23 protein-coding genes are annotated in these 23,407 nt (G+C 50.3%); 14 read left to right on the top strand and 9 right to left on the bottom strand.

All coding sequences use genetic code 11. From position 1 onward, the window contains the following. The coding region (locus AC6R1O_RS09505) for a threonine ammonia-lyase (protein ID WP_500656921.1) at positions 1-658 on the top strand (658 nt) is incomplete at its 5' end. A 246-nt stretch (positions 659-904) separates the two neighbouring features. Beyond that, positions 905-1,885, top strand: a complete 981-nt coding sequence (gene acuI, locus AC6R1O_RS09500; RefSeq protein ID WP_500656920.1) for an acrylyl-CoA reductase (NADPH) — start codon at positions 905-907, stop codon at positions 1,883-1,885. 51 nt (positions 1,886-1,936) lie between these two features. Here the strand turns inward: acuI and AC6R1O_RS09495 are convergent, their stop codons facing one another. Both AC6R1O_RS09495 and AC6R1O_RS09490 read right to left on the bottom strand, forming a co-directional pair. Beyond that, entirely contained in the window at positions 1,937-2,878 is a 942-nt protein-coding gene (locus AC6R1O_RS09495; RefSeq protein ID WP_500628983.1) for a LysR family transcriptional regulator, read from the bottom strand. 149 nt (positions 2,879-3,027) lie between these two features. After that, on the bottom strand, positions 3,028-3,213 hold the full coding sequence (locus AC6R1O_RS09490; protein ID WP_334555514.1) for a hypothetical protein: 186 nt from the start codon (positions 3,211-3,213) through the stop codon (positions 3,028-3,030). Positions 3,214-3,385: 172 nt separating this feature from the next. Here AC6R1O_RS09490 and tusA point away from each other — a divergent pair, with 172 nt between their 5' ends. Beyond that, positions 3,386-3,634 (top strand): sulfurtransferase TusA, encoded by a 249-nt coding sequence (gene tusA, locus AC6R1O_RS09485; protein ID WP_334555515.1) that lies wholly within the window; start codon positions 3,386-3,388, stop codon positions 3,632-3,634. An 87-nt stretch (positions 3,635-3,721) separates the two neighbouring features. Here tusA and AC6R1O_RS09480 read toward each other — a convergent pair whose 3' ends face one another. Both AC6R1O_RS09480 and AC6R1O_RS09475 read right to left on the bottom strand, forming a co-directional pair. After that, the gene (locus tag AC6R1O_RS09480; RefSeq protein WP_334555516.1) at positions 3,722-3,982 is read right to left on the bottom strand and encodes a hypothetical protein; all 261 of its coding nucleotides are present in this window, start codon (positions 3,980-3,982) and stop codon (positions 3,722-3,724) included. A 112-nt stretch (positions 3,983-4,094) separates the two neighbouring features. Then, on the bottom strand, positions 4,095-4,652 hold the full coding sequence (locus tag AC6R1O_RS09475; protein ID WP_500656919.1) for a TMEM165/GDT1 family protein: 558 nt from the start codon (positions 4,650-4,652) through the stop codon (positions 4,095-4,097). Positions 4,653-5,111: 459 nt separating this feature from the next. Here AC6R1O_RS09475 and glyQ point away from each other — a divergent pair, with 459 nt between their 5' ends. From glyQ to AC6R1O_RS09460, 3 genes are all read left to right on the top strand, one after another. Continuing rightward, positions 5,112-6,044, top strand: coding sequence for a glycine--tRNA ligase subunit alpha (gene glyQ / locus AC6R1O_RS09470; protein ID WP_334555518.1), 933 nt, complete (start codon positions 5,112-5,114; stop codon positions 6,042-6,044). Between the two features lie 2 nt (positions 6,045-6,046). Further along, a complete protein-coding gene (gene glyS, locus AC6R1O_RS09465) occupies positions 6,047-8,113 on the top strand; it encodes a glycine--tRNA ligase subunit beta (RefSeq protein WP_500656918.1) in 2,067 nt (688 codons plus the stop codon). Between the two features lie 205 nt (positions 8,114-8,318). Beyond that, on the top strand, positions 8,319-9,569 hold the full coding sequence (locus AC6R1O_RS09460; RefSeq protein ID WP_500628985.1) for a valine--pyruvate transaminase: 1,251 nt from the start codon (positions 8,319-8,321) through the stop codon (positions 9,567-9,569). Between the two features lie 101 nt (positions 9,570-9,670). Here AC6R1O_RS09460 and AC6R1O_RS09455 read toward each other — a convergent pair whose 3' ends face one another. The 5 genes from AC6R1O_RS09455 to dnaA all read right to left on the bottom strand — a co-directional run bounded on the left by AC6R1O_RS09455 (position 9,671) and on the right by dnaA (position 16,682). Beyond that, positions 9,671-10,108, bottom strand: coding sequence for an Hsp20 family protein (locus AC6R1O_RS09455; protein WP_487902974.1), 438 nt, complete (start codon positions 10,106-10,108; stop codon positions 9,671-9,673). A gap of 443 nt (positions 10,109-10,551) precedes the next feature. Continuing rightward, complete coding sequence (gene gyrB, locus AC6R1O_RS09450) at positions 10,552-12,969, bottom strand: DNA topoisomerase (ATP-hydrolyzing) subunit B (protein ID WP_500630504.1); 2,418 nt, start codon at positions 12,967-12,969, stop codon at positions 10,552-10,554. 13 nt (positions 12,970-12,982) lie between these two features. Continuing rightward, positions 12,983-14,065, bottom strand: a complete 1,083-nt coding sequence (gene recF / locus AC6R1O_RS09445) for a DNA replication/repair protein RecF (protein WP_334555522.1) — start codon at positions 14,063-14,065, stop codon at positions 12,983-12,985. 1 nt (position 14,066) lies between these two features. After that, positions 14,067-15,167, bottom strand: a complete 1,101-nt coding sequence (gene dnaN, locus AC6R1O_RS09440; protein ID WP_500656917.1) for a DNA polymerase III subunit beta — start codon at positions 15,165-15,167, stop codon at positions 14,067-14,069. A gap of 108 nt (positions 15,168-15,275) precedes the next feature. Continuing rightward, positions 15,276-16,682, bottom strand: coding sequence for a chromosomal replication initiator protein DnaA (gene dnaA / locus AC6R1O_RS09435; protein WP_500626274.1), 1,407 nt, complete (start codon positions 16,680-16,682; stop codon positions 15,276-15,278). 420 nt (positions 16,683-17,102) lie between these two features. Here dnaA and AC6R1O_RS09430 point away from each other — a divergent pair, with 420 nt between their 5' ends. From AC6R1O_RS09430 to mnmE, 8 genes are all read left to right on the top strand, one after another. Further along, positions 17,103-17,849 (top strand): amino acid ABC transporter substrate-binding protein, encoded by a 747-nt coding sequence (locus AC6R1O_RS09430; RefSeq protein WP_334555525.1) that lies wholly within the window; start codon positions 17,103-17,105, stop codon positions 17,847-17,849. Between the two features lie 103 nt (positions 17,850-17,952). After that, entirely contained in the window at positions 17,953-18,624 is a 672-nt protein-coding gene (locus AC6R1O_RS09425; RefSeq protein WP_334555526.1) for an amino acid ABC transporter permease, read from the top strand. Beyond that, positions 18,621-19,358 carry an amino acid ABC transporter ATP-binding protein gene (locus AC6R1O_RS09420; RefSeq protein ID WP_500633428.1) on the top strand — a complete coding sequence of 246 codons (738 nt, stop codon included), beginning with the start codon at positions 18,621-18,623 and terminating at the stop codon, positions 19,356-19,358. Before AC6R1O_RS09425 ends, AC6R1O_RS09420 begins: the two co-directional genes overlap by 4 nt. 257 nt (positions 19,359-19,615) lie before the next feature. Then, positions 19,616-19,750, top strand: a complete 135-nt coding sequence (gene rpmH / locus AC6R1O_RS09415) for a 50S ribosomal protein L34 (protein WP_005378825.1) — start codon at positions 19,616-19,618, stop codon at positions 19,748-19,750. A 42-nt stretch (positions 19,751-19,792) separates the two neighbouring features. Then, positions 19,793-20,116, top strand: coding sequence for a ribonuclease P protein component (rnpA, locus tag AC6R1O_RS09410; RefSeq protein ID WP_334555528.1), 324 nt, complete (start codon positions 19,793-19,795; stop codon positions 20,114-20,116). Then, positions 20,083-20,340: a membrane protein insertion efficiency factor YidD gene (gene yidD, locus AC6R1O_RS09405; RefSeq protein WP_334555529.1), complete on the top strand. Its 258-nt coding sequence runs from the start codon at positions 20,083-20,085 to the stop codon at positions 20,338-20,340. Before rnpA ends, yidD begins: the two co-directional genes overlap by 34 nt. A 2-nt stretch (positions 20,341-20,342) precedes the next feature. Further along, a complete protein-coding gene (gene yidC, locus AC6R1O_RS09400) occupies positions 20,343-21,962 on the top strand; it encodes a membrane protein insertase YidC (protein ID WP_500656916.1) in 1,620 nt (539 codons plus the stop codon). Positions 21,963-22,093: 131 nt separating this feature from the next. Beyond that, positions 22,094-23,407 (top strand): tRNA uridine-5-carboxymethylaminomethyl(34) synthesis GTPase MnmE (gene mnmE, locus AC6R1O_RS09395; RefSeq protein WP_500656915.1); only part of this gene is annotated, 1,314 nt, incomplete at its 3' end.

The following is a 23,407-nucleotide window of genomic DNA, read 5'->3' as shown; positions in this document are numbered from 1 at the left end:
GAAAAAGTACGCGGAAAAGCATCAGCTGCGCGACCAAAACCTCGGCACTGTGCTCTCTGGCGCCAACACCAACTTCCACGGTTTGCGTTACGTCTCTGAGCGCTGTGAGCTGGGCGAAAAACGAGAAGGCTTGCTCGCGGTAACCATACCTGAGCGACAAGGCGCGTTTTTTGAGTTTTGCAACCTGATCGGCGGTCGTGCCGTGACCGAGTTTAACTACCGCTACAACGACGACACCTTGGCCAATATTTTTGTTGGTGTGCGTCTGCAAGGCGGCCAAGAGGAACTCGACCACATCATTGCCGATCTGCGCGAAGGGGGCTATCCGGTGGTGGATCTCTCCGACGACGAGATGGCCAAACTGCATGTGCGCTACATGATTGGCGGCAAGCCGTCGAAACCGCTCAAGGAGCGCCTCTACAGTTTTGAGTTTCCGGAATACCCAGGGGCGCTACTGAAGTTTTTGTCCACGCTCGGTACGCACTGGAACATCAGCTTGTTTAACTATCGCAATCATGGCGCCGATTACGGTCGCGTGCTGTGTGGCTTTGAGTTAAGCGAAGACGATCTCTCTCGCTTTGGCGCGCACCTACGCGAGCTCGGCTATCAGTACAAAGACGAAACGGACAATCCGTCCTATCAGTTCTTCTTGTCCTGATCTCTCGATCATCAAAATCGATGGGAATGAATAGTGAGCCAGTCTTCGGACTGGCTTTGTTCTTACTGGTTTTTTCCTTTCATCCGCATCGCCTCTCAGTCCTCTCACCCGCTTGCTACTCTCCTTACCCATAGAGTAATGCGTGATGCGCATGAACATAATGCTAAAGTTTCATTTTAGTCATAGTGGTTTTGCGTCTACACTCAACACAGTTCTTACTATTGCTGCACCACTGTGGAGAGTTTTATGTTTAACGCACTGATCCTAAACCAAGAAGAAAAACGCACCATCGCATCGATTGAGCAAATTGACGAAAACCAACTGCCCGAAGGCGAGGTGTTGGTGGAGGTCGATTACTCATCATTGAACTACAAAGACGGTTTGGCGATCACGGGTAAAGGTAAAATCATCCGTCAGTTCCCTATGGTTCCCGGGATTGATTTAGCGGGCACCGTGGTGCGCTCTGACGACGCTCGTTACCAAGCGGGCGACCAGGTGGTGTTAACCGGCTGGGGCGTGGGTGAAAACCATTGGGGCGGCATGGCGCAACGTGCGCGCCTAAAAGCCGATTGGTTGGTTCCACTGCCACAAGGGCTAGATAGCAAGAAGGCGATGATGGTGGGCACCGCAGGCTTTACCGCGATGCTGTGTGTCCAAGCGCTGCTTGATGCGGGCATCAAACCGGAACAAGGTGAGATTCTTGTCACTGGTGCCAGCGGCGGTGTGGGCTCAGTGGCGGTGACGCTGCTGGCTGAGCTCGGCTACAGCGTCGCTGCGGTCACAGGGCGTGTTGAAAAAAATGGCCCCCTGCTTGAAAAGCTCGGTGCGAAACGCATCATCGATCGCGCAGAATTTGAAGAGCCTGCGCGCCCACTTGAAAAACAAATTTGGGCCGGCGCGGTTGATACTGTGGGTAGCAAGGTACTGGCAAAAGTGCTCGCGCAGATGGATTACAACGCCACCGTGGCCGCCTGTGGCCTTGCGGGGGGTTTTGATCTGCCAACGACCGTGATGCCGTTTATCTTACGTAATGTGCGTCTGCAAGGCGTTGACTCAGTCTCTTGCCCAACCGACAAGCGTATTCAGGCGTGGGAAAGCCTCACCAAGCTGCTACCTGAAAGTTACTTTGCGCAAGCGTGTAACGAAATTACCCTTGAGCAAGCGCCGCAATTTGCCGAGCAGATCACCAACGGCCAAGTGACGGGTCGTGTGGTCATCAAGCTGTAATTGCGCACATTTGACGAGACCTCTGCCATGCACTCGAGAGGGTGCATGGCATTAATCTAACCCCATATCTTCTATGCGCTTGGCGATGAGTCGTCCGCACTCTTCTTTGACAATCGCTCTTAGCCACTCTTGCGCCGGCGAATGTTCACAACGCGCATGCCAAATCATCGAGTAGTCAAACGACGTGAAGTGAAACGGCAAAGGTTTGATCACCAAGTCATAACGCTCCGCGACCAGATACGCCAAATCCGCTGGGACAGTAATGATCAGCGGCATGGTATCCACTATCGCTAGCGCAGCTTCTAAATGATACGCGCGCAGCACCATTTTTCGTTTGGGCAGATCCACCAGCGCTTGCTCTATCAAGGCGTTCACACCATCACTGATGGCAATCATCGCATTGGGGTAGTGCAGGTAGTCGTCGAGCCGCATCGTCTTCTCAGCCAATGGGTGCTGTTTAGACAGCAAACACAACACGCCCACTCTGCCGAGCACCTCACTGCGCAGCGGTTCAACGGGGCCTGTCGGTCGGCAAATGGCTAAATCTGCACCTTCATAAATCAGTTGATCGGCAAGTCGGTCATGCTGAAGCGGCTGAAAGTGAAACGACACGTTAGGCGCTTCTTGATAAATCCTCGGCAGAGCGAACGGCAAGATGGTTTGCATCGCGTAGTCGGTGGTGGCAATGGTGAAGGTTTGATCGCAGCGCTGCGGGTCAAAATCGAGCGGCGAAAGCAATTGCCGCAGTGATTCCAACGGCTCGCCGAGCGCGCGATCTATCTCCAACGCTTTTTCTGTCGGGATAAGCTGCTGACCTTGACGGGTAAACAAGGGATCGCCCAGTAAATCACGCAATCGCCCCAACACACGGCTCATGGCCGATTGACTCAAATTGAGCCGCTGCGCCGCTTTGCTCACGCTGCACTCTTCAATCAAGACTCGCAGTGCAACCAATAAATTGAGGTCGCGGCGATACACATCTTCTAGTTCCACAATGACCACTCTGGAGATAAGGTATTGTTAGTGTAACCGCTAAGAAAAAAAAATCCCGCCTTTCAGCGGGGAAGCCCAAGAAAACTGGGGGATAGTGTCGGAATGTATTTGGAGATGGGGTTAGGTCAACGCCACTAGGAAGGGAAGCGTTAACCTCTATGTTCGTCAGAGGCTTTTGAAAATCGGTGCATCTCTAACCAGATCCCTGTCACGCAGGCCACCATACCGAGCAAAGGCATGAAGGAAGCGTCCGCCGGGGCGCGTAACACAAGCGCGCAAAATGAGATCAAGCAAAGCACCGAGTAAATGGTCAATCGATCCAATGCGGTCAACATAAGCGCTCCTTACTGGTGTCAACTCAAGTCAGCGTATCCCTGCCTTGAGCTTTAAATGTTACCAAGTTGTTAACTAAGTTAAAACAAAATGATCCATTTGCCAAGTGCTTATTGAAGTTTTTTTCACCGCCAGTATTATCAAGCGCCTAATTGACCTGACAAAGAGCGCCCGATGACTATCGATACCACCCAGGCAACCCACACCTTAGAGGCAGAAGGACTTCGCTGTCCGGAGCCCGTTATGATGGTCAGGAAGACAATTCGAAACATGGACGATGGCGATGTATTACTGGTTACAGCGGATGACCCCTCGACCACCCGCGACATCCCGAGTTTTTGTCGTTTTATGGATCACCAGTTGCTGGCTGCGCAGACCGACGCTGTGCCATATCAATACTTGATTAAGAAAGGGGTCGCCTAAGATCTCGCCAACAACAACGATCTCGCAAACAAAAACGGCAGCCCATCTGGCTGCCGTTGTTGATTTGATTCTCTCAATTTCGGGTCGCTATTCGTCGTACTCCAAGCTGCGCACTTCTGCTTGCAGTTTTTGCAACTGCTTTTGCATCGCCCGCATCTCTTCATGCATTGGGATGATGTGCGCGACTCGAATCCAAGCCTCCACCGTGAGACCGGTTAATATAAACGAGCCGGCAACAATAGGCAGCCACATATCGGTCAGTGGTAGTGCCAATAAGCAAAGCGCCAAACCAAAAGTGAACAGATAACTTTGACTTTTCGGTGTGATACCCATGTAACGTGTCAGCATGCATTTGCCCTCTCGCTATCATCGACAACACTACGTTAACACGCACGCACAGTGGCAAATCAAACCTGGATCACGACTCAGGGCAAATGTTGCCTGTGTGACGCCGAGGCCATCATGGCCATAAGGCCGCGCCTAAAGCGAGCGCGACAAACAGCAGTGCGGTGACTTTACGAATCAAACCTAGCGGCATCTTGTGCGCAGAAAGCTTACCAATCACAACAACCGGCACGTTCGCCGCCAACATACCAATGGTGGTGCCTAAAATGACCCAAGTCAGCGCGTCAGCAAACTGGGCGCCAAGAATCGAGGTCGCAATTTGGGTTTTATCGCCAATCTCAGCAATAAAAAACGCAACAAAGCTCGCGACAAAAGGGCCGCGATTGGAAATGGATTCTTCATCATCGAGTTTATCGGGGATCAGCACCCAGCCAGCCATCGCCAAAAAGCTGGCAACAACGACCCACTTGAGTACCTCTGGCGAGAGGTAATCCGCAACAACCACACCGAGCCACGCCGCAAGGGCATGATTGGCGATGGTGGCAAAAAAGATCGCCGCTATAATCGGGATGGGTTTGCGATACCGACTGGCCAACAATAAAGACAATAATTGGGTTTTGTCGCCAATCTCAGCAAGGGCAACAGTAGTAATAGAAATGGCTAAAACGCTCACGACATGCTCATTGGGGCAGGATTATTATTTTTTACCATAGACAAACCTCGCGCCCCACCCCGGTTCACGATGTTTATCTAAGGTCTTGCTTAATTCATCGGGCGATGAATCTCGAGCGCCACGGTGATTTTGCACCGATTATGTTGACGGTCGAACCAAACAGAAGCCCTCTATTTGGTCAGCTACTCCCCAAAGATGGCGGCAATTCTATCCATCTCACTGAAAAATCTCAAGTCGCAAACGTGCGCATATACCCAAAGGGGCGTTCGGCGAGATTTCTCATAGAAATGCGACTTTAAGAAAAATTTGGTCATTAAGTCGATAAAATTCCATTAAAGGAGATTTTTCAGCGAGAATTTCTCCCGATTTGCTCTACTCGGACATCGAATATCTCGGTATACTTGATTGTTATTTTTTCTTCATTTAGACAGAACTTTCTCAGAGAATCGCGCGAATACTATGCAAAAATACGACATCAAAACCTTTCAAGGTATGATCCTCGCGCTGCAGGATTATTGGGCCCAACAAGGCTGTACCATTGTTCAACCACTCGACATGGAAGTAGGTGCAGGTACCTCTCACCCAATGACATGTTTGCGCGCCCTTGGCCCAGAGCCAATGTCAACCGCTTACGTTCAGCCTTCTCGTCGTCCTACCGATGGCCGTTACGGTGAAAACCCTAACCGTCTTCAGCACTACTACCAGTTCCAAGTGGCACTTAAGCCATCGCCAGACAACATTCAAGAGTTGTACCTAGGCTCACTGGAAGTGTTGGGTATCGACCCGCTAGTCCACGACATCCGTTTCGTTGAAGATAACTGGGAGAACCCAACGCTAGGCGCTTGGGGTCTAGGCTGGGAAGTTTGGCTAAACGGTATGGAAGTGACGCAGTTTACCTACTTCCAACAAGTGGGTGGCTTAGAGTGTAAACCGGTGACTGGTGAGATCACTTACGGTATCGAGCGTCTTGCTATGTACATCCAAGAAGTTGACTCCGTTTACGACCTAGTATGGAACGTCGCACCAGACGGCTCGAACGTGACGTACGGTGATATCTTCCACCAAAACGAAGTGGAGCAGTCAACGTACAACTTTGAGCACGCTGACGTCGATTTCTTATTTAGCTTCTTCGACCAGTGTGAAAAAGAGTCGAAAGAACTCCTTGAGCTAGAGAAACCTCTACCTCTACCCGCTTACGAGCGCATCTTGAAAGCGGCGCACGCTTTCAACCTGTTAGACGCACGCAAAGCCATCTCGGTCACCGAGCGCCAACGTTACATCCTTCGTATCCGCAACCTGACTAAATCTGTTGCAGAAGCCTACTACGCATCACGTGAAGCACTAGGCTTCCCAATGTGCCGTACCCAAGATGCAAAGAGCGAGGAGAAGTAATCATGGCGAAAGAATTTCTAATTGAACTGGGTACTGAAGAGCTACCACCAACGCAACTTCGCACCCTAGCGGAAGCGTTCGCAGCCAACTTCGAAGCTGAGCTAAAAGGCGCAGACTTATCACACCAAGGTGTGAAATGGTACGCCGCGCCTCGTCGTCTAGCCCTTAAGGTTTCAGCCCTAGCGGAAGGCCAAGCGGACAAAGTGGTTGAGAAGCGCGGTCCTGCAGTTTCTGTCGCATTCGATGCTGACGGTAACGCGACCAAAGCAGCACAAGGCTGGGCACGTGGTAACGGCATCACGGTTGAACAAGCTGACCGCCTAGTCACAGACAAAGGCGAATGGCTACTGTTCAAACAAGAAGTGAAAGGCCAAGCAACGTCTGACATCGTTGTTGACCTTGCAGCAAAAGCGCTGGCTAACCTACCTATCGCCAAGCCAATGCGTTGGGGTGACAAGACGACTCAGTTTATCCGCCCAGTTAAAACGCTGACTATGCTAATGGGCTCTGAGCTGATTGAAGGTGAGATCCTAGGTGTCGCATCCAGCCGCACACTCCGTGGTCACCGCTTCATGGGTGAGCAAGAGTTCACCATCGATTCTGCCGAGCAATACCCTGCTATCCTAGAAGAGCGCGGTAAAGTCATGGCCGACTTTGAGGCGCGTAAAGCGATCATCCTTGCTGACTCGCAAAAAGCAGCAGCAGCGGTTGGCGGTGTTGCTGACCTAGAAGATGATCTCGTTGAAGAAGTCACGTCTCTGGTTGAATGGCCAGTGGTTCTAACCGCGAAGTTTGAAGAAGAGTTCCTAAAAGTGCCTTCTGAAGCGCTGGTTTACACCATGAAAGGTGACCAGAAATACTTCCCTGTCTATGACGAGAACAAGAAGCTACTGCCTAACTTCATCTTCGTATCGAACATCGAATCGAAAGAGCCTCGCTACGTCATCGAAGGTAACGAGAAGGTGGTGCGTCCACGTCTGGCGGATGCCGAGTTCTTCTTTAACACTGACCGTAAGCGCCCGCTTATCGACCGTCTCCCTGAGCTAGAGCAAGCGATCTTCCAAAAGCAGCTTGGTACTATCAAAGACAAAACTGATCGCATCACTGAACTTGCTGGCTACATCGCTGAGCAGATCGATGCTGACGTTGAAAAATCGAAGCGTGCGGGTCTACTCGCGAAGTGTGACCTAATGACCTCTATGGTATTCGAATTTACCGATACTCAAGGCGTGATGGGTATGCACTACGCTACCCACGATGGTGAAGACGAGCAAGTGGCTCTAGCGCTTTACGAGCAGTACATGCCGCGTTTCGCCGGTGACGCCCTACCAAGCACAGGTATCTCATCTGCTGTCGCTATGGCTGACAAGCTCGATACCATTGTGGGTATCTTCGGTATTGGCCAAGCACCTAAAGGCAGCGACCCATTCGCACTGCGCCGCGCATCTCTAGGCGTGCTGCGTATTATCGTCGAAAACGGCTACAACCTAGACCTAACAGACCTTATCGCGAAAGCGCAGTCTCTATTTGGCGACAAACTAACCAACGCGAACGTTGCAGACGACGTTATCGACTTCATGCTGGGTCGTTTCAATGCATGGTACAAAGACCAAGGCTTCAGCGTGGACATCATCCAAGCGGTATTGGCGAATCGTCCAACCAAACCAGCAGACTTCGACCAACGCGTCAAAGCGGTCTCTCACTTCCGTGAGTTAGAAGCCGCGGAAGCACTCGCCGCAGCGAACAAACGTGTCGGTAACATCTTAGCGAAGTTCGATGGTGAGCTGGCCGCAGAGATCGATCTCGCTCTTCTACAAGAAGACGCAGAGAAAGCACTGGCAGAAAGCGTTGAAGTGATGACAGAAGCGCTCGAGCCTGCGTTCGCTACAGGCAACTACCAGGAAGCACTCAGCAAGCTAGCGGGTCTACGTGAGCCTGTGGATGCCTTCTTCGATAACGTCATGGTTATGGCCGATGACGAAGCGCTGAAGAAGAACCGTCTAACGCTACTGAACAACCTACGTAACTTGTTCTTGCAGATTGCCGACATTTCTCTTCTGCAGAAATAATCGCGCGTACGGATAGATGACACCAAGCCCAACTCAATGAGTTGGGCTTTTTTATGCCAACAAAACAGACCAGTTCTGCGCACTAAAATAGTGCTTTGCCTCACATTGCCATTGCTGTATGTTCAAGGATTACTCTATTGGTCAGCCACGCACTGATCAGCACACCCATTCAGTAAAGCAATAATCAGATCAAGGTTAGTGAGTCATGCAGTTCTCAAAGTTTGGTGAAAAATTCAATCAATATTCCGGCATTACGCAATTAATGGACGACCTCAATGATGGTCTACGCACACCCGGCGCCATCATGCTCGGTGGCGGTAACCCTGCGGCCATTCCCGCCATGATTGATTACTTTCACCAAGCCAGCCAAGAGATGCTGACCAGCGGCGAGTGGATTCAAGCGCTCGCCAATTATGATGGCCCACAAGGCAAAGATGCCTTCGTCAAAGCACTCGCTGCCCTGCTCAAAGAGACCTATGGCTGGGAGGTCAGTGAGAAGAACATCAGCTTAACCAATGGCAGTCAAAGCGGCTTTTTTTACCTGTTTAATTTGCTAGCAGGCACGCAGCCCGATGGCTCACACAAAAAGATTCTGCTGCCGTTAGCGCCTGAGTACATTGGCTATGGAGATGCGGGCATTGATGAGGATATTTTTGTCTCTTACCACCCGGAAATTGAGCAACTCGACAATCGCATGTTCAAATACCACGTCGATTTTGAGCAACTAAAGATCGATGACTCGATTGCCGCGATCTGCGCGTCTCGCCCGACCAACCCGACGGGCAATGTGCTGACCGATGAGGAGATCATCAAGCTCGATAAACTCGCGCGCGACAACCACATTCCGCTCATCATAGACAACGCTTACGGCGTGCCCTTCCCCAATATCATTTTTGAGGAGGTGACGCCCTTTTGGAATGAGAACACCATTCTCTGCATGAGTTTGTCCAAGTTAGGCTTACCTGGCGTGCGCTGTGGGATTGTGATTGCCAATGAAGCCATCACACAAGCGCTCACCAACATGAATGGCATTATCAGCCTAGCGCCAGGCAGTGTAGGGCCGGCGCTGGCTCACCATATGATTGAAAAAGGCGATCTTCTGCGCTTGAGTGAAGAGGTCATCAAGCCGTTTTATCAGCAGAAATCTCAGCGTGCGGTCGAACTGCTGCAAGAGGCGATTACCGATCCGCGCTTTCGTATTCACAAGCCAGAAGGGGCGATTTTCCTCTGGCTCTGGTTTGATGCACTGCCTATCACCACCATGGAACTCTACCAACGTTTGAAAGCACGCGGGGTGTTGATTGTTCCTGGTGAGTACTTCTTTATCGGCCAAGAAGATGAGTGGGATCATGCGCACCAGTGCCTGCGAATGAACTATGTACAAGACGACGAGATGATGCAACAAGGCATCCAAATCATCGCGGAAGAAGTGCAAAAAGCCTACCAGCAGGGCTAATTGCCCTAACATTACCAAGCATAAAAAAGAGCGCCGATTGGCGCTCTTTCACTATTTATACCCGCATTTTATATCCGCAGCATAGCGGCGCACAGGCTCGCTTATTTGTTTTCCAGCAACTGGCTTGAGTTGATGGCAATTTTACGCGGTTGCATCGCTTCAGGGATTTCACGCTCGAGATCAACGTGCAGCAAGCCATTTTCCATACTCGCGCCGGTGACTTTCACATAGTCGGCCAACTGGAACTTGCGCTCAAAGTCACGCTCAGCAATGCCTTGGTAAATATAGTTCTTACCCTCTTCCTCTTTACGCTCACCTTTAACAATTAAGGTGTTCTCTTTTTGCGTCAGTTCAAGCTGCTCTTCAGCAAAGCCTGCCACTGCCATGGTGATACGGTAGTGGTTTTCATCTTTCTGTTCGATGTTATACGGAGGGTAACCGCCGGAGCTGTTTTTCGTGCTGTTGGCTTCCATCATATTAAGAAGACGGTCAAAACCAATCGCGTTGCGGTATAAAGGAGTGAAATCTACAGTTCTCATCATACTATCCTCTTGATTAAGCAATAGTCTTAGTCGTGACTGTGTAGGGACGATGATTAACTCGCCCCCTAGCGACTAAGGGATTCGTTCACTATTCCTCTGGCTGCCTCTATAGGGCCAGCACGTAGGACATAGAAACAAACTCAGTGTTAACGTGTGCTGTTAAGGCCATCCTCATAGGAGCGATACCTCTTCAGCGAGTCCAGAAGGTCTGTTTCTTCTCATCGGAGCAAGACAGCTTCCCTCTTCAACAATAGATATAGGGATCGGCCAAAATGGTTTCAAGAGGAGAGAGTAAAAAAGTTTCTAGTTCCTAGTTCCTAGTTCCTAGAGTGGGACAATGTATTGGATTGAAATGGAAAATAGAAACCAATAAAAAAGCGCAGATCGTTCGATCTGCGCTTTTTCAAATTCTAGAAACTCGCTTCTAGAAACTAGGAACTTTACACATCCAAGTTCGCTACTTTCAACGCGTTCTCTTCGATAAAGTGACGACGAGGCTCAACCTGATCACCCATCAATGTCGTGAAGAGCTGATCGGCTCCAACGGCATCTTCGATGGTCACTTGCATCATGCGACGCGTTTCTGGGTCCATGGTGGTTTCCCAAAGCTGATCCGGGTTCATCTCACCCAGACCTTTGTATCGCTGTGTGCTCAATCCGCGGCGAGACTCTTTGATCAGCCACTCTAGCGCTTCGACAAAGCTGCTCACAGGCTGAGTGCGTTCACCACGTTTGATGTACGCGCCCTCTTCAATAAGGCCATTCAGCGCTTCAGAAAGCTCGCCCAACTTGGCAAACTCTTTCGAGTTGATCAAATCGATGCTCAGTGCGTATTCGTGTCTTACGCCATGTGTGCGCACGATGATTTTCGGCAAGTTCAAGCCGAGCTCAGCATGCTGCTCTACTTCATATTGGTACTGACTTGCGCCTACTTCTTTAGCGTTCAACTGCTCAACCAAAGTCTTGGTCCAAGCCTCTACCACAGCAGCGTCATGACACTGCTCTGCGGTCAAACGTGGCACGTAAATCAACTCATGAATCAAGGCGTGCGGGTAACGGCGGCTCATACGATCCACCAGCTTGATGCCAGCATTGTATTGCTGAACCAGCTTCTCTAGAGATTCACCCGCCAACGCTGGCGCGTCCGCGTTGACGTGCAGCGCTGCGTTGTCCAAGGCCAAAGAGACTTGGTACTGGTTCATCGCTTCTTCATCTTTGATGTACTGCTCTTGCTTACCCTTCTTCACTTTGTACAGCGGTGGCTGAGCAATGTAGACGTAACCACGCTCAATCAGCTCAGGCATTTGACGGTAGAAGAAGGTCAACAGTAGCGTACGGATGTGCGAACCATCGACGTCCGCATCGGTCATGATGATGATGTTGTGGTAACGCAGTTTGTCTGGGTTGTATTCGTCACGACCAATACCACAGCCAAGCGCCGTAATCAGCGTCGCCACCTCTTGAGAAGAGAGCATCTTGTCGAAACGCGCTTTCTCTACGTTCAGGATTTTACCTTTCAGAGGAAGAATCGCTTGGTTCTTACGGTTACGGCCTTGTTTTGCGGATCCGCCTGCCGAGTCACCCTCCACTATGTAGAGTTCAGACAGTGCTGGATCTTTTTCCTGACAGTCCGCCAATTTACCTGGCAGACCAGCAAGGTCTAGGGCGCCTTTACGGCGAGTCATCTCACGTGCTTTACGCGCCGCATCACGAGCACGTGCTGCATCAATGATCTTGGTACAAACGATTTTTGCTTCTGTTGGATGCTCAACAAGGAACTCTGACAGTTTCTCGCCCATGGCAGACTCAACCGCAGATTTCACTTCAGAAGAAACCAGCTTGTCTTTGGTTTGGCTTGAGAACTTGGGATCAGGTACTTTCACCGAGATAACCGCGGTGAGACCTTCACGCGCATCATCACCAGACGTTGCGGTTTTCGCTTTCTTCGAGAAGCCTTCTTTGTCCATGAACGAGTTCAAGGTACGCGTCAATGCCGCACGGAAACCGGCAAGGTGAGTACCACCATCACGTTGTGGAATATTGTTGGTGAAACAGAAGATATTCTCTTGGTAACCATCATTCCACTGCATCGCCACTTCGACTGCGATGCCATCTTCACGTTCTGAGTTGAAATGGAATACTTTCTCAATAATTGGAGTTTTGTTGGTGTTCAAGTGATCGACAAAGGCTTGAATACCCCCTTCGTACATGAAGTGATCTTGTTTGTCTTCTTCACGCTCATCACGTAACTTGATCGAAACACCAGAGTTTAGGAAAGAGAGCTCACGCAAACGCTTTGCAAGAATGTCGTAATGGAACTCAGTGTTAGAGAACGTCTCTTCACTCGGCCAAAAACGAATTTCTGTGCCCGTTTTTTCTGTCTCACCAATCACAGCCAGTGGCGCTTGAGGTTCACCATGGTGATAAGTTTGAGTGTGAATTTTTCCACCGCGATGGATTGTCAGCGTCACTTTCTTAGACAACGCGTTCACCACCGACACGCCCACACCGTGCAGACCACCCGATACTTTGTACGAGTTGTCATCAAATTTACCGCCTGCGTGAAGCACGGTCATGATCACTTCTGCCGCCGAGACTTTCTCTTCCGGGTGAAGCTCTGTTGGGATACCACGGCCATCATCGTTGACAGAGACAGAGTTATCCTCATGAATGGTCACCACGATGTCTTTACAGTGACCCGCCAACGCTTCATCAATTGAGTTATCTACCACCTCAAAGACCATGTGGTGCAGACCGGTGCCATCATCCGTGTCGCCGATGTACATACCCGGACGCTTACGAACCGCATCCAGACCCTTTAGTACTTTAATACTCGATGAATCGTAATTTTCAGCCATGAGTTATCTTCCGCTATATATTTTGCTCTATTGTGCCATGTTCCACATGGAACATCCTGCCATTTTCATCACGCATGTCGCTGATTTGGCTTTCAGTAATAGAGCTGACAAAAACTTGAGCCCCCGTCTGTTTCAAGCAATCGGCAAGACGCTTGCGACGTTGACTGTCTAATTCAGAGGCAAAGTCATCTATCAAGTAGATGCATTGCTTGCCCGTCATCTCAGTCAGATGTTGGCCTTGTGCTACGCGTAGCGCGCACACCATCAACTTTAACTGACCCCGAGACAGGACATCTTCCACTGGCGTACCATTTACCTTAATGCGTAAATCCGCCTTGTTTGGGCCACTGAAGGTGTAACCCAGCGCCTGGTCGCGCTCAAAGTGGCTCTCGAGAATCGCTTGGTATGGCGTCTCTTTGTCCCAACCACGATAGTACTTGAGCGAGATATCAAACTCAGGCAAAAATGCCCGGCATATCTCTTCGGCTTTGTGCGTCAATTGCTCAACGTACTCACCTCGCCAACGACTGATGTTTTCCGCCAGTGTCGCCATCTCTTGATCCCAATAACTGAGCTCTCGATAGCTACGCGCCGTTTTCAGCAGTGCGTTGCGCTGTTTGTTTAGGCGCTTAAAACGCCCCCATGCATCATAAAAGGCCGATTCGGTATGAAATACGCCCCAATCAATAAATGCACGGCGATGTTTCGGCCCATCGGTCAACAGATCAAACCCTTCAGGATGAATCAGTTGCAGTGGTAACACTTGCGCCAACTGGGCTAACTTTTGCCCAGATTGACCGCCTATTTTAACCTCTGTTGAGCCATCACGCTGCTTATTAATGCCAATGGGTAGCTCAAATTGATCCGAGTTCAAAAAACGACCGTGAACAAACAGCTCATCATGGTCATTTTGAATCACTCGCCCGGTCAAACTGCTTTTGAATGACCGACCGTGGCCCAGTAAATAGATGGCTTCCAGGACACTGGTTTTCCCGCTGCCGTTCGGGCCAATAAGAAAGTTAAAGCCTGATGATAACGAGATATCACAGGCTTTGATATTGCGAAATTGCTTAATAACAAGACGAGAGAGCGGCATGCTAGAGTCGGATCGGCATCACCACGTACATGGCACTGTCATCGATGCTGTTCTCAATTAACGCACTGGCGTTGGCATCAGACATTGAGACTCTCACGGTCTCGCAGCGCAGCGTATTAAGCACATCCAGCACATAGCTGACGTTAAAGCCAATCTCAATCGGCTCGCCGTCAAAGTGCACATCGAGCATCTCTTCCGCTTCTTCTTGCTCTGGGTTGTTGGCGGTAATGCGCATTTCGCTGCCATCGAGGTTAACGCGCACGCCACGAAACTTCTCATTCGAGAGGATCGCCGCACGCGAGAACGCTTGGCGCAGCTCATCGCAGCCCGCTTCCAATGTTTTGGTGGTGCTTTGTGGCATCACGCGGCGGTAGTCAGGGAAACGACCGTCCACCAGCTTAGAGGTAAAGACGTAATTGTTGACCTCAGCGCGCAGGTTTGAGCTACCAATTTGCAACACCACAGGTTGCTCTGGCGCATCCAGCAACTTGACTAATTCCAGCACCCCTTTACGCGGCACGATGATCTGCTTTTTGGCAAACTCACCGACCAGCGGAGTTTGCGCGACCGCCATACGGTGACCATCGGTGGCCACGCTGCGCAGCGTGGTGTCTTCAATCTCAAACAACATGCCATTGAGGTAGTAACGCACGTCTTGGTTCGCCATCGAAAACTGCGTTTTTTCTACTAGCCCACGCAGTTCACTTTGCGTCAGGGAGAGTTCGACTTCACTCTGCCAATCTTCAATGTTTGGAAAATCGCTGGCTGGCAGTGTAGAGAGAGAGAAACGACTACGACCAGAGCGCAGTTGCACGCGATCGCCCTCTAAAACAAAGGTGATCACCGCGTCATCAGGCAGTCCACGGCAAATATCAAGAAACTTACGCGACGGGACAGTCACGCTGCCCGCTTCAAATTCACCTTCAAGCTGCACACGGCTGACCAGCTCGACTTCTAAATCCGTCGCCGTCAACGTCAGTTGGTTGTCCACTACTTTGATCAATAAGTTACCAAGGATTGGTAGAGTGGCACGGCCACCTAACGCCCCTGAGACTTGCTGCAGTGGTTTCAGCAGATGACTACGTTGAATGGAAAATTTCATAGCACGCTCTTAAAGAAATCTTGTTGTTGGCGAAGAGAACAAACATGGCCACGATAAGGGATTGAGCCCTACCTTGGCCATGAATATAAACCGTTAGAATAGCGCGATTTACGAAGAAAGAGTACGGATTAAGTTGGAGTAATCCTCTTTAATATCGTGACTCTCTTCACGCAGTTGTTCAATCTTACGACACGCATGAAGTACGGTCGTATGATCGCGGCCACCAAAGGCATCGCCAATCTCTGGCAAGCTGTGGTTGGTCAGCTCTTTAGCCAGCGCCATCGCCAATTGACGAGGTCGCGCAACCGAACGAGAGCGGCGCTTCGAGAGCAGATCCGCCACTTTGATTTTGTAGTATTCCGCGACCGTTTTTTGAATATTGTCGATGGTGACCAGCTTTTCTTGTAAGGCAAGCAGATCACGCAGAGCTTCACGCACAAAATCGATCGTAATAGGACGACCCGTAAAGTTGGCGTTCGCAATCACCCGATTGAGCGCCCCTTCAAGCTCACGAACGTTGGAGCGCAGGCGCTTAGCAATAAAGAACGCCACTTCATCGGCCAGATGGATTTGGTGATCTTCCGCTTTTTTCATCAAGATGGCGACGCGCGTTTCAAGCTCAGGTGGCTCAATGGCGACCGTCAATCCCCAACCGAAGCGGGATTTCAGGCGATCTTCTACGCCGTTGATCTCTTTCGGGTAGCGATCCGAGGTCAAGATGATCTGCTGATTGCCCTCAAGCAAGGCGTTGAAGGTATGGAAGAACTCTTCTTGTGAACGCTCTTTGTTGGCAAAAAACTGAATGTCATCGATCAAGAGGGCATCCACACTGCGGTAGTAACGTTTGAACTCTTCAATCGCGTTGTTTTGCAGCGCTTTCACCATATCTTGCACAAAACGCTCTGAGTGCATGTAAACCACTTTCGCGTTGGGTTTGTTGTCGACAATCGCATTGCCCACGGCGTGCAGCAAGTGGGTTTTACCCAAACCGGTGCCGCCATACAGAAAGAGCGGGTTGTAAGCCGCGCCTGGGTTGTCCGACACCTGACGTGCCGCCGCCAAGCCCAATTGGTTCGATTTACCTTCAACAAAGTTGTTGAACTTATGCTTGGGGTTCACATTGGAGCGGTGGTTGATGTCTGCCATCGCTTGCGGGTCATCATCCCAGGTTTTATGCACAGGCTTACGCGCTTGCAATTGTGCCGGGGCTGACGATTCCGCCGCCACATCGGCCGGGGTGCGTTTGGGTGCAGGTGCCTGCGCTTGCACAGGGCGACTGCCCACCTCAAAACGTAAATGAGGAATATCGTTACCACAATATTCCTGCAAAAGACGGGTGATGCTGTTGAGGTATTTATCGCGAACCCAATCAAGGACAAAACGGTTGGGCGCAAATAAAGTGAGAGTATTGTCGTTGAGCTCAGCTTGCAAAGGACGGACCCACATGCTGAATTCAGTTGCTGGAAGCTCTTCTTGAAGCTGTTGCAAACATTGCAACCAAAGCGAAGATGACACGATGCCCTCACTCGTAATTCTATGATCGGAAAAGACTGGCAATTTTACCTGTTGATAACCGAGATCGCCAGCGATTGATCGAGGATCCAGTGAATAAGATCGAAGTTATTCACAATATTTCTGCCATTATTGGTGAGATCATCACACCCTGCCCCATTTTTACCCACACATTGATCCACAATGGCGCAATGATCGCAGGATCGTAGATCTGGTGATAACTCTGTGAATGAATAGTTTCACAGCGATCATATTTTGCGGATCTCGGCGCCAGAAGTCGCCCCAACCCCATCAATAGAGCGTCAATGATTATCCACAGCTATAATCTTATTCCGCATCCATCTAGATTATGGCAACTTGTTATTTATCTAAATGACAAGGATGACAGTAGTATTTCTCCCTATAAATTTTAGGAGTTGTAAAATGAAAAACTGGATTAAAGCGGCTGTTGCCGTTATCGCACTTTCTGCTGCCACCGTTCAAGCTGCGACTGAGGTCAAAGTGGGTATGTCTGGCCGTTACTTCCCGTTCACCTTCGTTGAGCAAGACAAGCTGCAAGGCTTTGAAGTGGATCTATGGGATGAGATTGGCAAACGTAACGACTATCAAGTGGAATACGTGACCGCCAACTTCTCAGGTCTGTTTGGTCTGTTAGAGACGGGCCGCATCGACACCATCTCAAACCAGATCACCATGACAGAAGCGCGCCAAGCGAAATACCTGTTTGCTGACCCATACGTCGTAGATGGTGCGCAAATCACCGTGCGTAAAGGTAACGACGACATCCAAGGCGTGGAAGATCTCGCAGGTAAAACCGTTGCGGTGAACCTAGGTTCAAACTTTGAGCAACTGCTACGCAGCTACGACAAAGACGGCAAAATCAACATCAAAACCTACGACACAGGTATCGAACACGATGTGGCACTAGGCCGCGCGGATGCGTTTGTTATGGACCGTCTCTCTGCACTTGAGCTGATCAAAAAAACGGGCCTACCGCTACAATTAGCCGGTCAGCCGTTTGAAACCATTCAAAACGCATGGCCATTTGTGAACAATGAGAACGGCCAAAAACTGCAAGCAGAAGTGAACAAAGCACTGGCAGAAATGCGTGCTGACGGTACACTAGAGCAAATTTCTCAAAAGTGGTTTGGCGCTGACATTACTCAGTAATCGGCTCCGCCTCCATAAATCCGTTTCGGATTGACGAAAAAACCCACTGCTCTCTTGCTTGCAGTGGGTTTTGTTTTTCTCGCCTTAGTCATTGGGATACGTAATGGGATTCGACTTTAATTACATGCTCAACCTGATGCCAATACTGCTCAAGTACCTTGGCACCACCATGGAAATGGCCACTTGGGGTTTGGTGTTTTCACTAATTTTAGCCGTGATATTGGCCAATATTCGCGTATTTCGCGTCCCAGTGCTCGATCAGTTGAGTCAGCTCTATATCAGCTTCTTCCGTGGTACGCCGCTGTTGGTGCAGCTGTTTCTTCTTTATTATGGCCTGCCACAAATTTTTCCTTTATTGGTGGGACTCGATGCCTTTAGCGCCGCAGTGATTGGCTTAACGCTCCACTTTGCCGCCTATATGGCAGAGAGCATTCGCGCCGCCATCATCGGCATCGATCGCAGCCAAATGGAGGCGAGCTTGTCGGTGGGTATGACGACACCTCAAGCCATGCGCCGCATTATTTTGCCGCAAGCAACGCGCGTAGCGCTGCCATCGCTGATGAACTACTTTATCGACATGATCAAATCGACCTCGCTTGCTTTTACCCTTGGCGTGGCCGAGATCATGGCCAAAGCGCAGATGGAAGCGTCATCCAGTTTTCGTTTTTTCGAAGCGTTTTTGGCGGTTGCGCTGATTTACTGGGGCGTGGTGGTCATTTTGACCCGCGTGCAGATTTGGGCAGAAGCGAAACTCAATAAGGCGTACGTACGATGATTACATTGACCAATATTCATAAGCGCTTTGGTGACAGCGAAGTACTCAAAGGGATTGATCTCAACATCAAACAGGGCGAAATCATCGTAATCATCGGCTCAAGTGGTACCGGCAAATCGACGCTGCTGCGCTGTGTAAACTTCCTGGAGAATGCCGATCAAGGCACCATCACCATTGATGATGTTACGGTCGACAGTGCCAAACACACCAAATCGGACGTGTTAGCCCTAAGGCGCAAAACCGGCTTTGTGTTTCAAAACTACGCGCTGTTTGCCCATATGACCGCCAGACAAAACATTGCCGAAGGGCTGATTACCGTACGTGGCTGGAAAAAAGAGCAAGCGCTGGCTCGCGCGCAGCAAATCCTCGACGATATTGGCCTTAGTGACAAAGGCGACAGCTACCCAGCGGCCCTCTCTGGTGGTCAGCAGCAACGGGTCGGCATTGGTCGAGCGATGGCGCTGCAACCGGAACTGCTGCTGTTTGATGAACCCACCTCAGCCTTAGACCCAGAATGGGTGGGTGAGGTACTGCAACTGATGAAAGATCTCGCCACTAAACACCAAACCATGCTGGTGGTCACTCATGAAATGCAGTTTGCAAAAGAAGTGGCGGATCGCGTGATCTTTATGGCTGAAGGCCATATTGTTGAGCAGGGATCGCCAGATGAACTCTTCAATCACCCACAAGATCCAAGGCTGAAGAAGTTCTTAAGACAGGTAGGCGCTGAGTAACTATCGCTGAAAGGGATCACCGGTAAACAGCGACAAGGATCGCCGATAAGGATCCTTTGATCCTTGAGATTTTGCTCACACTACGTATAATCCCCCGGCGCGGAATTTCATCATTGACTCTTAATGTGACAGTGATTACAATTCCGCCTCTTTGTTGAGAGGCGTCGGTTTGTCCTCCTTATCTTAATAAAGAAGACGCTTTGACCCACGCCGGGTTAACATCGACCTAAAACTACTGATCAGTAAAGGTAATTATCATGAAACGCACTTTTCAACCTACAGTTCTAAAGCGCAAGCGTACTCACGGCTTCCGTGCTCGCATGGCAACTAAGAACGGTCGTAAAGTAATTAATGCACGTCGTGCTAAAGGCCGTGCGCGCCTGTCAAAATAATTTTTTATTTTGAATACGTACGCGTTCAATCGGGAGTTACGTTTGTTAACTCCCGAGCATTATCAAAATGTCTTCCAGCAAGCTCACCGAGCTGGCTCACCTCATTTCACCATCATTGCCCGTAACAATACCCTTTCCCATCCAAGACTGGGACTTGCGGTACCTAAAAAGCAAATCAAAACTGCCGTTGGCCGTAATCGCTTTAAACGCCTTGCTCGCGAAAGTTTTCGTAACAAACAACACCAACTTCCTAATAAAGATTTTGTTGTTATTGCCAAGAAAAGCGCGCAAGATCTCAGCAATGATGAAATTTTCGCCCTGTTTGATAAATTATGGCAGCGTCTGTCTCGCCCTTCACGTGGCTAGCCATCGGGCTGGTCCGTCTCTATCAAGGCCTGATTAGTCCTCTTATTGGGCCGCGCTGTCGTTTTACTCCAACCTGTTCTACCTATGCCATTGAAGCGTTGAAAGCTCACGGTTTTGTAAAAGGGTGTTGGTTATCAAGCAAACGTCTATTAAAATGCCACCCTTTGAATGAAGGTGGCTATGACCCCGTTCCACCAGCCCAAACACAAGACAGAGATAAATAACGATGGATTCTCAACGTAATATCCTGTTAATCGCGCTAGCACTGGTTTCTTTCCTCTTGTTCCAACAATGGCAAGTCGCAAAGAACCCAGCACCGCAGCCGGTTGAGCAGGCACAATCAAGCAGTACTTTACCTGCACCATCTTTTGCAGATGAGCTTGATCCCGCACCGTCACAACAAGCTTCAGCAAAAACCATCACCGTAACCACTGACGTTTTGACGTTAACCATTGATACGGTAGGTGGTGATGTGGTTCATGCAGACCTAAACCAGTACTCCGCTGAACTTGATTCCGCCGATCCATTCGTTCTTCTCAAAAACGAAGCGGGCCACCAGTTCATCGCTCAAAGTGGCCTTGTTGGCCCACAGGGCATTGACCTAAGCAGCTCGAATCGTCCGCAATACGCCGTTGATGCCGACAGCTTTACCTTGACAGAAGGTCAAGATGAGCTACGCATTCCAATGACGTACGCGGCCAACGGTCTTGAATACACCAAAACCTACATCCTAAAGCGTGACAGCTACGCAGTGGATGTCGAATTTGATGTTCGTAACCTATCAGGTAACAACGCGACCTTTGGTATGTACGCGCATCTTCGTCAAAACCTGATGGACGATGGTGGCAGCATCACTATGCCAACTTACCGTGGCGGTGCGTACTCCAGTGACGACACCCGTTACAAAAAGTACAGCTTCGATGATATGCAAAGCCGTAATCTGTCGATTACCTTACCGAATGGTCAAGGTTGGGCAGCGATGATCCAACACTACTTTGCGAGTGCATGGATCCCACGAAACGAACCTGGCACCAATCTGTACACTCGCGTGATCGGTAATATGGGCGACATCGGCGTTCGCATGCCAAACAAAACCATCGCTGATGGTGAGTCTGCGCAATTCAACGCCACGCTGTGGGTGGGGCCAAAACTGCAAGACGCGATGGCAGAAACGGCACCTAACCTAGACTTGGTGGTCGATTACGGTTGGCTATGGTTCATCGCTAAACCACTGCACACTTTGCTCTCTTTCATTCAGAGCTTTGCGGTGAACTGGGGTGTCTCTATCATGATCCTCACGTTCATTGTCCGTGGTGCCATGTACCCACTGACCAAAGCCCAATACACCTCAATGGCGAAAATGCGTATGCTTCAGCCTAAGCTGCAAGCTATGCGTGAGCGTATCGGTGATGACCGTCAGCGCATGAGCCAAGAGATGATGGAGCTGTATAAGAAAGAGAAAGTGAACCCGCTGGGTGGCTGTCTACCGCTTATTCTCCAGATGCCGATCTTCATCGCCCTCTACTGGGCATTGATGGAATCGGTCGAGCTTCGTCACTCGCCGTTCTTCGGTTGGATTCACGACCTCTCTGCGCAAGACCCATACTACATCTTGCCACTACTGATGGGTGCGTCGATGTTCCTCATCCAGAAGATGAGCCCAACCACAGTGACAGACCCAATGCAGCAGAAGATCATGACCTTTATGCCGGTGATGTTTACCTTCTTCTTCCTGTTCTTCCCGTCTGGCCTAGTACTTTACTGGTTGGTTTCGAACGTGGTAACACTTATCCAGCAAACGCTCATTTACAAGGCGCTGGAGAAAAAAGGCTTACATTCGAAGTAACAGCTAAGCATCATCAAAAGGCGGCCAAAAGGTCGCCTTTTTGTTTTGCGCTGTTTACAATTTGCTGACGACCATTGCGCCATACAGATTCAGCGCCTAATTCGCTGTTTATTGACCATAGAGATAATCTTATGACCACAGAGACCATCGTAGCCCAAGCCACCGCCCCAGGCCGAGGCGGTGTCGGCATCATTCGCGTGTCAGGCCCGCTTGCCGAGCAAGTGGCTATCGCGGTGACCGGCAAATCACTGCGTCCTCGCTACGCCGAATATTTGCCGTTTATGGCCCAAGATGGCAGCCAACTAGACCAAGGCATTGCACTCTATTTCCCCAATCCCCACTCGTTCACGGGCGAAGATGTCCTTGAACTGCAAGGGCATGGCGGCCCTGTTGTGATGGACATGCTGATCAAACGCATCGTCGATATTCCGGGGATTCGCATCGCACGCCCAGGGGAATTTTCCGAGCGCGCGTTTTTAAATGACAAGCTCGATTTGGCGCAAGCCGAAGCGATCGCCGATTTGATTGATGCGAGCTCAGAAGAAGCGGCTAAATCGGCGCTCCAATCGCTTCAGGGCGCGTTCTCGGGCCGAATTAATACCCTGGTCGAGTCACTGATTCATTTGCGTATCTACGTTGAAGCCGCGATTGATTTCCCCGAGGAAGAGATCGATTTTCTCGCCGATGGTAAAGTCGCCGCCGATCTGCAAACCATCATCGACAACCTAGAAGCTGTGCGCAAAGAGGCCAACCAAGGCGCCATCATGCGTGAAGGGATGAAAGTGGTGATCGCTGGTCGACCTAACGCCGGTAAATCCAGCCTACTCAATGCGCTATCAGGCAAGGAATCTGCGATTGTGACCGACATTGCAGGCACAACGCGTGACGTGCTGCGCGAGCACATCCACATTGACGGCATGCCTTTGCACATTATTGATACCGCTGGGCTGCGTGATGCGTCGGATGAAGTGGAAAAAATCGGTATCGAGCGCGCTTGGGATGAAATTGCCCAAGCGGATCGCGTGCTATTTATGGTCGATGGCACCACCACCGACGCCACCGATCCCAAAGAGATTTGGCCGGATTTTGTCGATCGTCTGCCCGACAGCATCGGCATGACCGTGATCCGCAATAAAGCCGATCAAACAGGCGAGGAACTTGGGATCTGCCATGTGAACACACCGACGCTGATCCGCTTGTCCGCAAAAACGGGCGCTGGCGTCGATGCACTGCGCACTCACCTGAAAGCCTGTATGGGCTTCTCCGGCAGCAGTGAAGGTGGCTTTATGGCCCGCCGCCGCCATCTCGATGCACTCGCCAAAGCGGCCGAGCACCTCGATATCGGTCAGCAGCAACTTGAAGGCTACATGGCCGGAGAAATCCTCGCAGAAGAGCTGCGTATCGCTCAGCAACATCTCAATGAGATCACTGGCGAATTCAGCTCT

The sequence above is a fragment of the Vibrio sp. R11-SG3-ISO3-SZ genome, from assembly GCF_059834345.1.
Note: the sequence above shows the minus strand (reverse complement) of the source record. Positions and strands in the feature narration are given on the sequence as shown.

What these genes read in the sequence shown, in the direction of transcription:
- acuI (WP_500656920.1), top strand. Translation starts at nt 905, where the DNA reads ATGTTTAACGCACTGATCCTAAACCAAGAAGAAAAACGCACCATCGCA.
- AC6R1O_RS09490 (WP_334555514.1), bottom strand. Translation starts at nt 3,213, where the DNA reads ATGTTGACCGCATTGGATCGATTGACCATTTACTCGGTGCTTTGCTTG.
- tusA (WP_334555515.1), top strand. Translation starts at nt 3,386, where the DNA reads ATGACTATCGATACCACCCAGGCAACCCACACCTTAGAGGCAGAAGGA.
- AC6R1O_RS09480 (WP_334555516.1), bottom strand. Translation starts at nt 3,982, where the DNA reads ATGCTGACACGTTACATGGGTATCACACCGAAAAGTCAAAGTTATCTG.
- glyQ (WP_334555518.1), top strand. Translation starts at nt 5,112, where the DNA reads ATGCAAAAATACGACATCAAAACCTTTCAAGGTATGATCCTCGCGCTG.
- glyS (WP_500656918.1), top strand. Translation starts at nt 6,047, where the DNA reads ATGGCGAAAGAATTTCTAATTGAACTGGGTACTGAAGAGCTACCACCA.
- AC6R1O_RS09460 (WP_500628985.1), top strand. Translation starts at nt 8,319, where the DNA reads ATGCAGTTCTCAAAGTTTGGTGAAAAATTCAATCAATATTCCGGCATT.
- AC6R1O_RS09455 (WP_487902974.1), bottom strand. Translation starts at nt 10,108, where the DNA reads ATGAGAACTGTAGATTTCACTCCTTTATACCGCAACGCGATTGGTTTT.
- gyrB (WP_500630504.1), bottom strand. Translation starts at nt 12,969, where the DNA reads ATGGCTGAAAATTACGATTCATCGAGTATTAAAGTACTAAAGGGTCTG.
- recF (WP_334555522.1), bottom strand. Translation starts at nt 14,065, where the DNA reads ATGCCGCTCTCTCGTCTTGTTATTAAGCAATTTCGCAATATCAAAGCC.
- dnaN (WP_500656917.1), bottom strand. Translation starts at nt 15,167, where the DNA reads ATGAAATTTTCCATTCAACGTAGTCATCTGCTGAAACCACTGCAGCAA.
- AC6R1O_RS09430 (WP_334555525.1), top strand. Translation starts at nt 17,103, where the DNA reads ATGAAAAACTGGATTAAAGCGGCTGTTGCCGTTATCGCACTTTCTGCT.
- AC6R1O_RS09425 (WP_334555526.1), top strand. Translation starts at nt 17,953, where the DNA reads ATGGGATTCGACTTTAATTACATGCTCAACCTGATGCCAATACTGCTC.
- AC6R1O_RS09420 (WP_500633428.1), top strand. Translation starts at nt 18,621, where the DNA reads ATGATTACATTGACCAATATTCATAAGCGCTTTGGTGACAGCGAAGTA.
- rpmH (WP_005378825.1), top strand. Translation starts at nt 19,616, where the DNA reads ATGAAACGCACTTTTCAACCTACAGTTCTAAAGCGCAAGCGTACTCAC.
- yidD (WP_334555529.1), top strand. Translation starts at nt 20,083, where the DNA reads ATGGCAGCGTCTGTCTCGCCCTTCACGTGGCTAGCCATCGGGCTGGTC.
- yidC (WP_500656916.1), top strand. Translation starts at nt 20,343, where the DNA reads ATGGATTCTCAACGTAATATCCTGTTAATCGCGCTAGCACTGGTTTCT.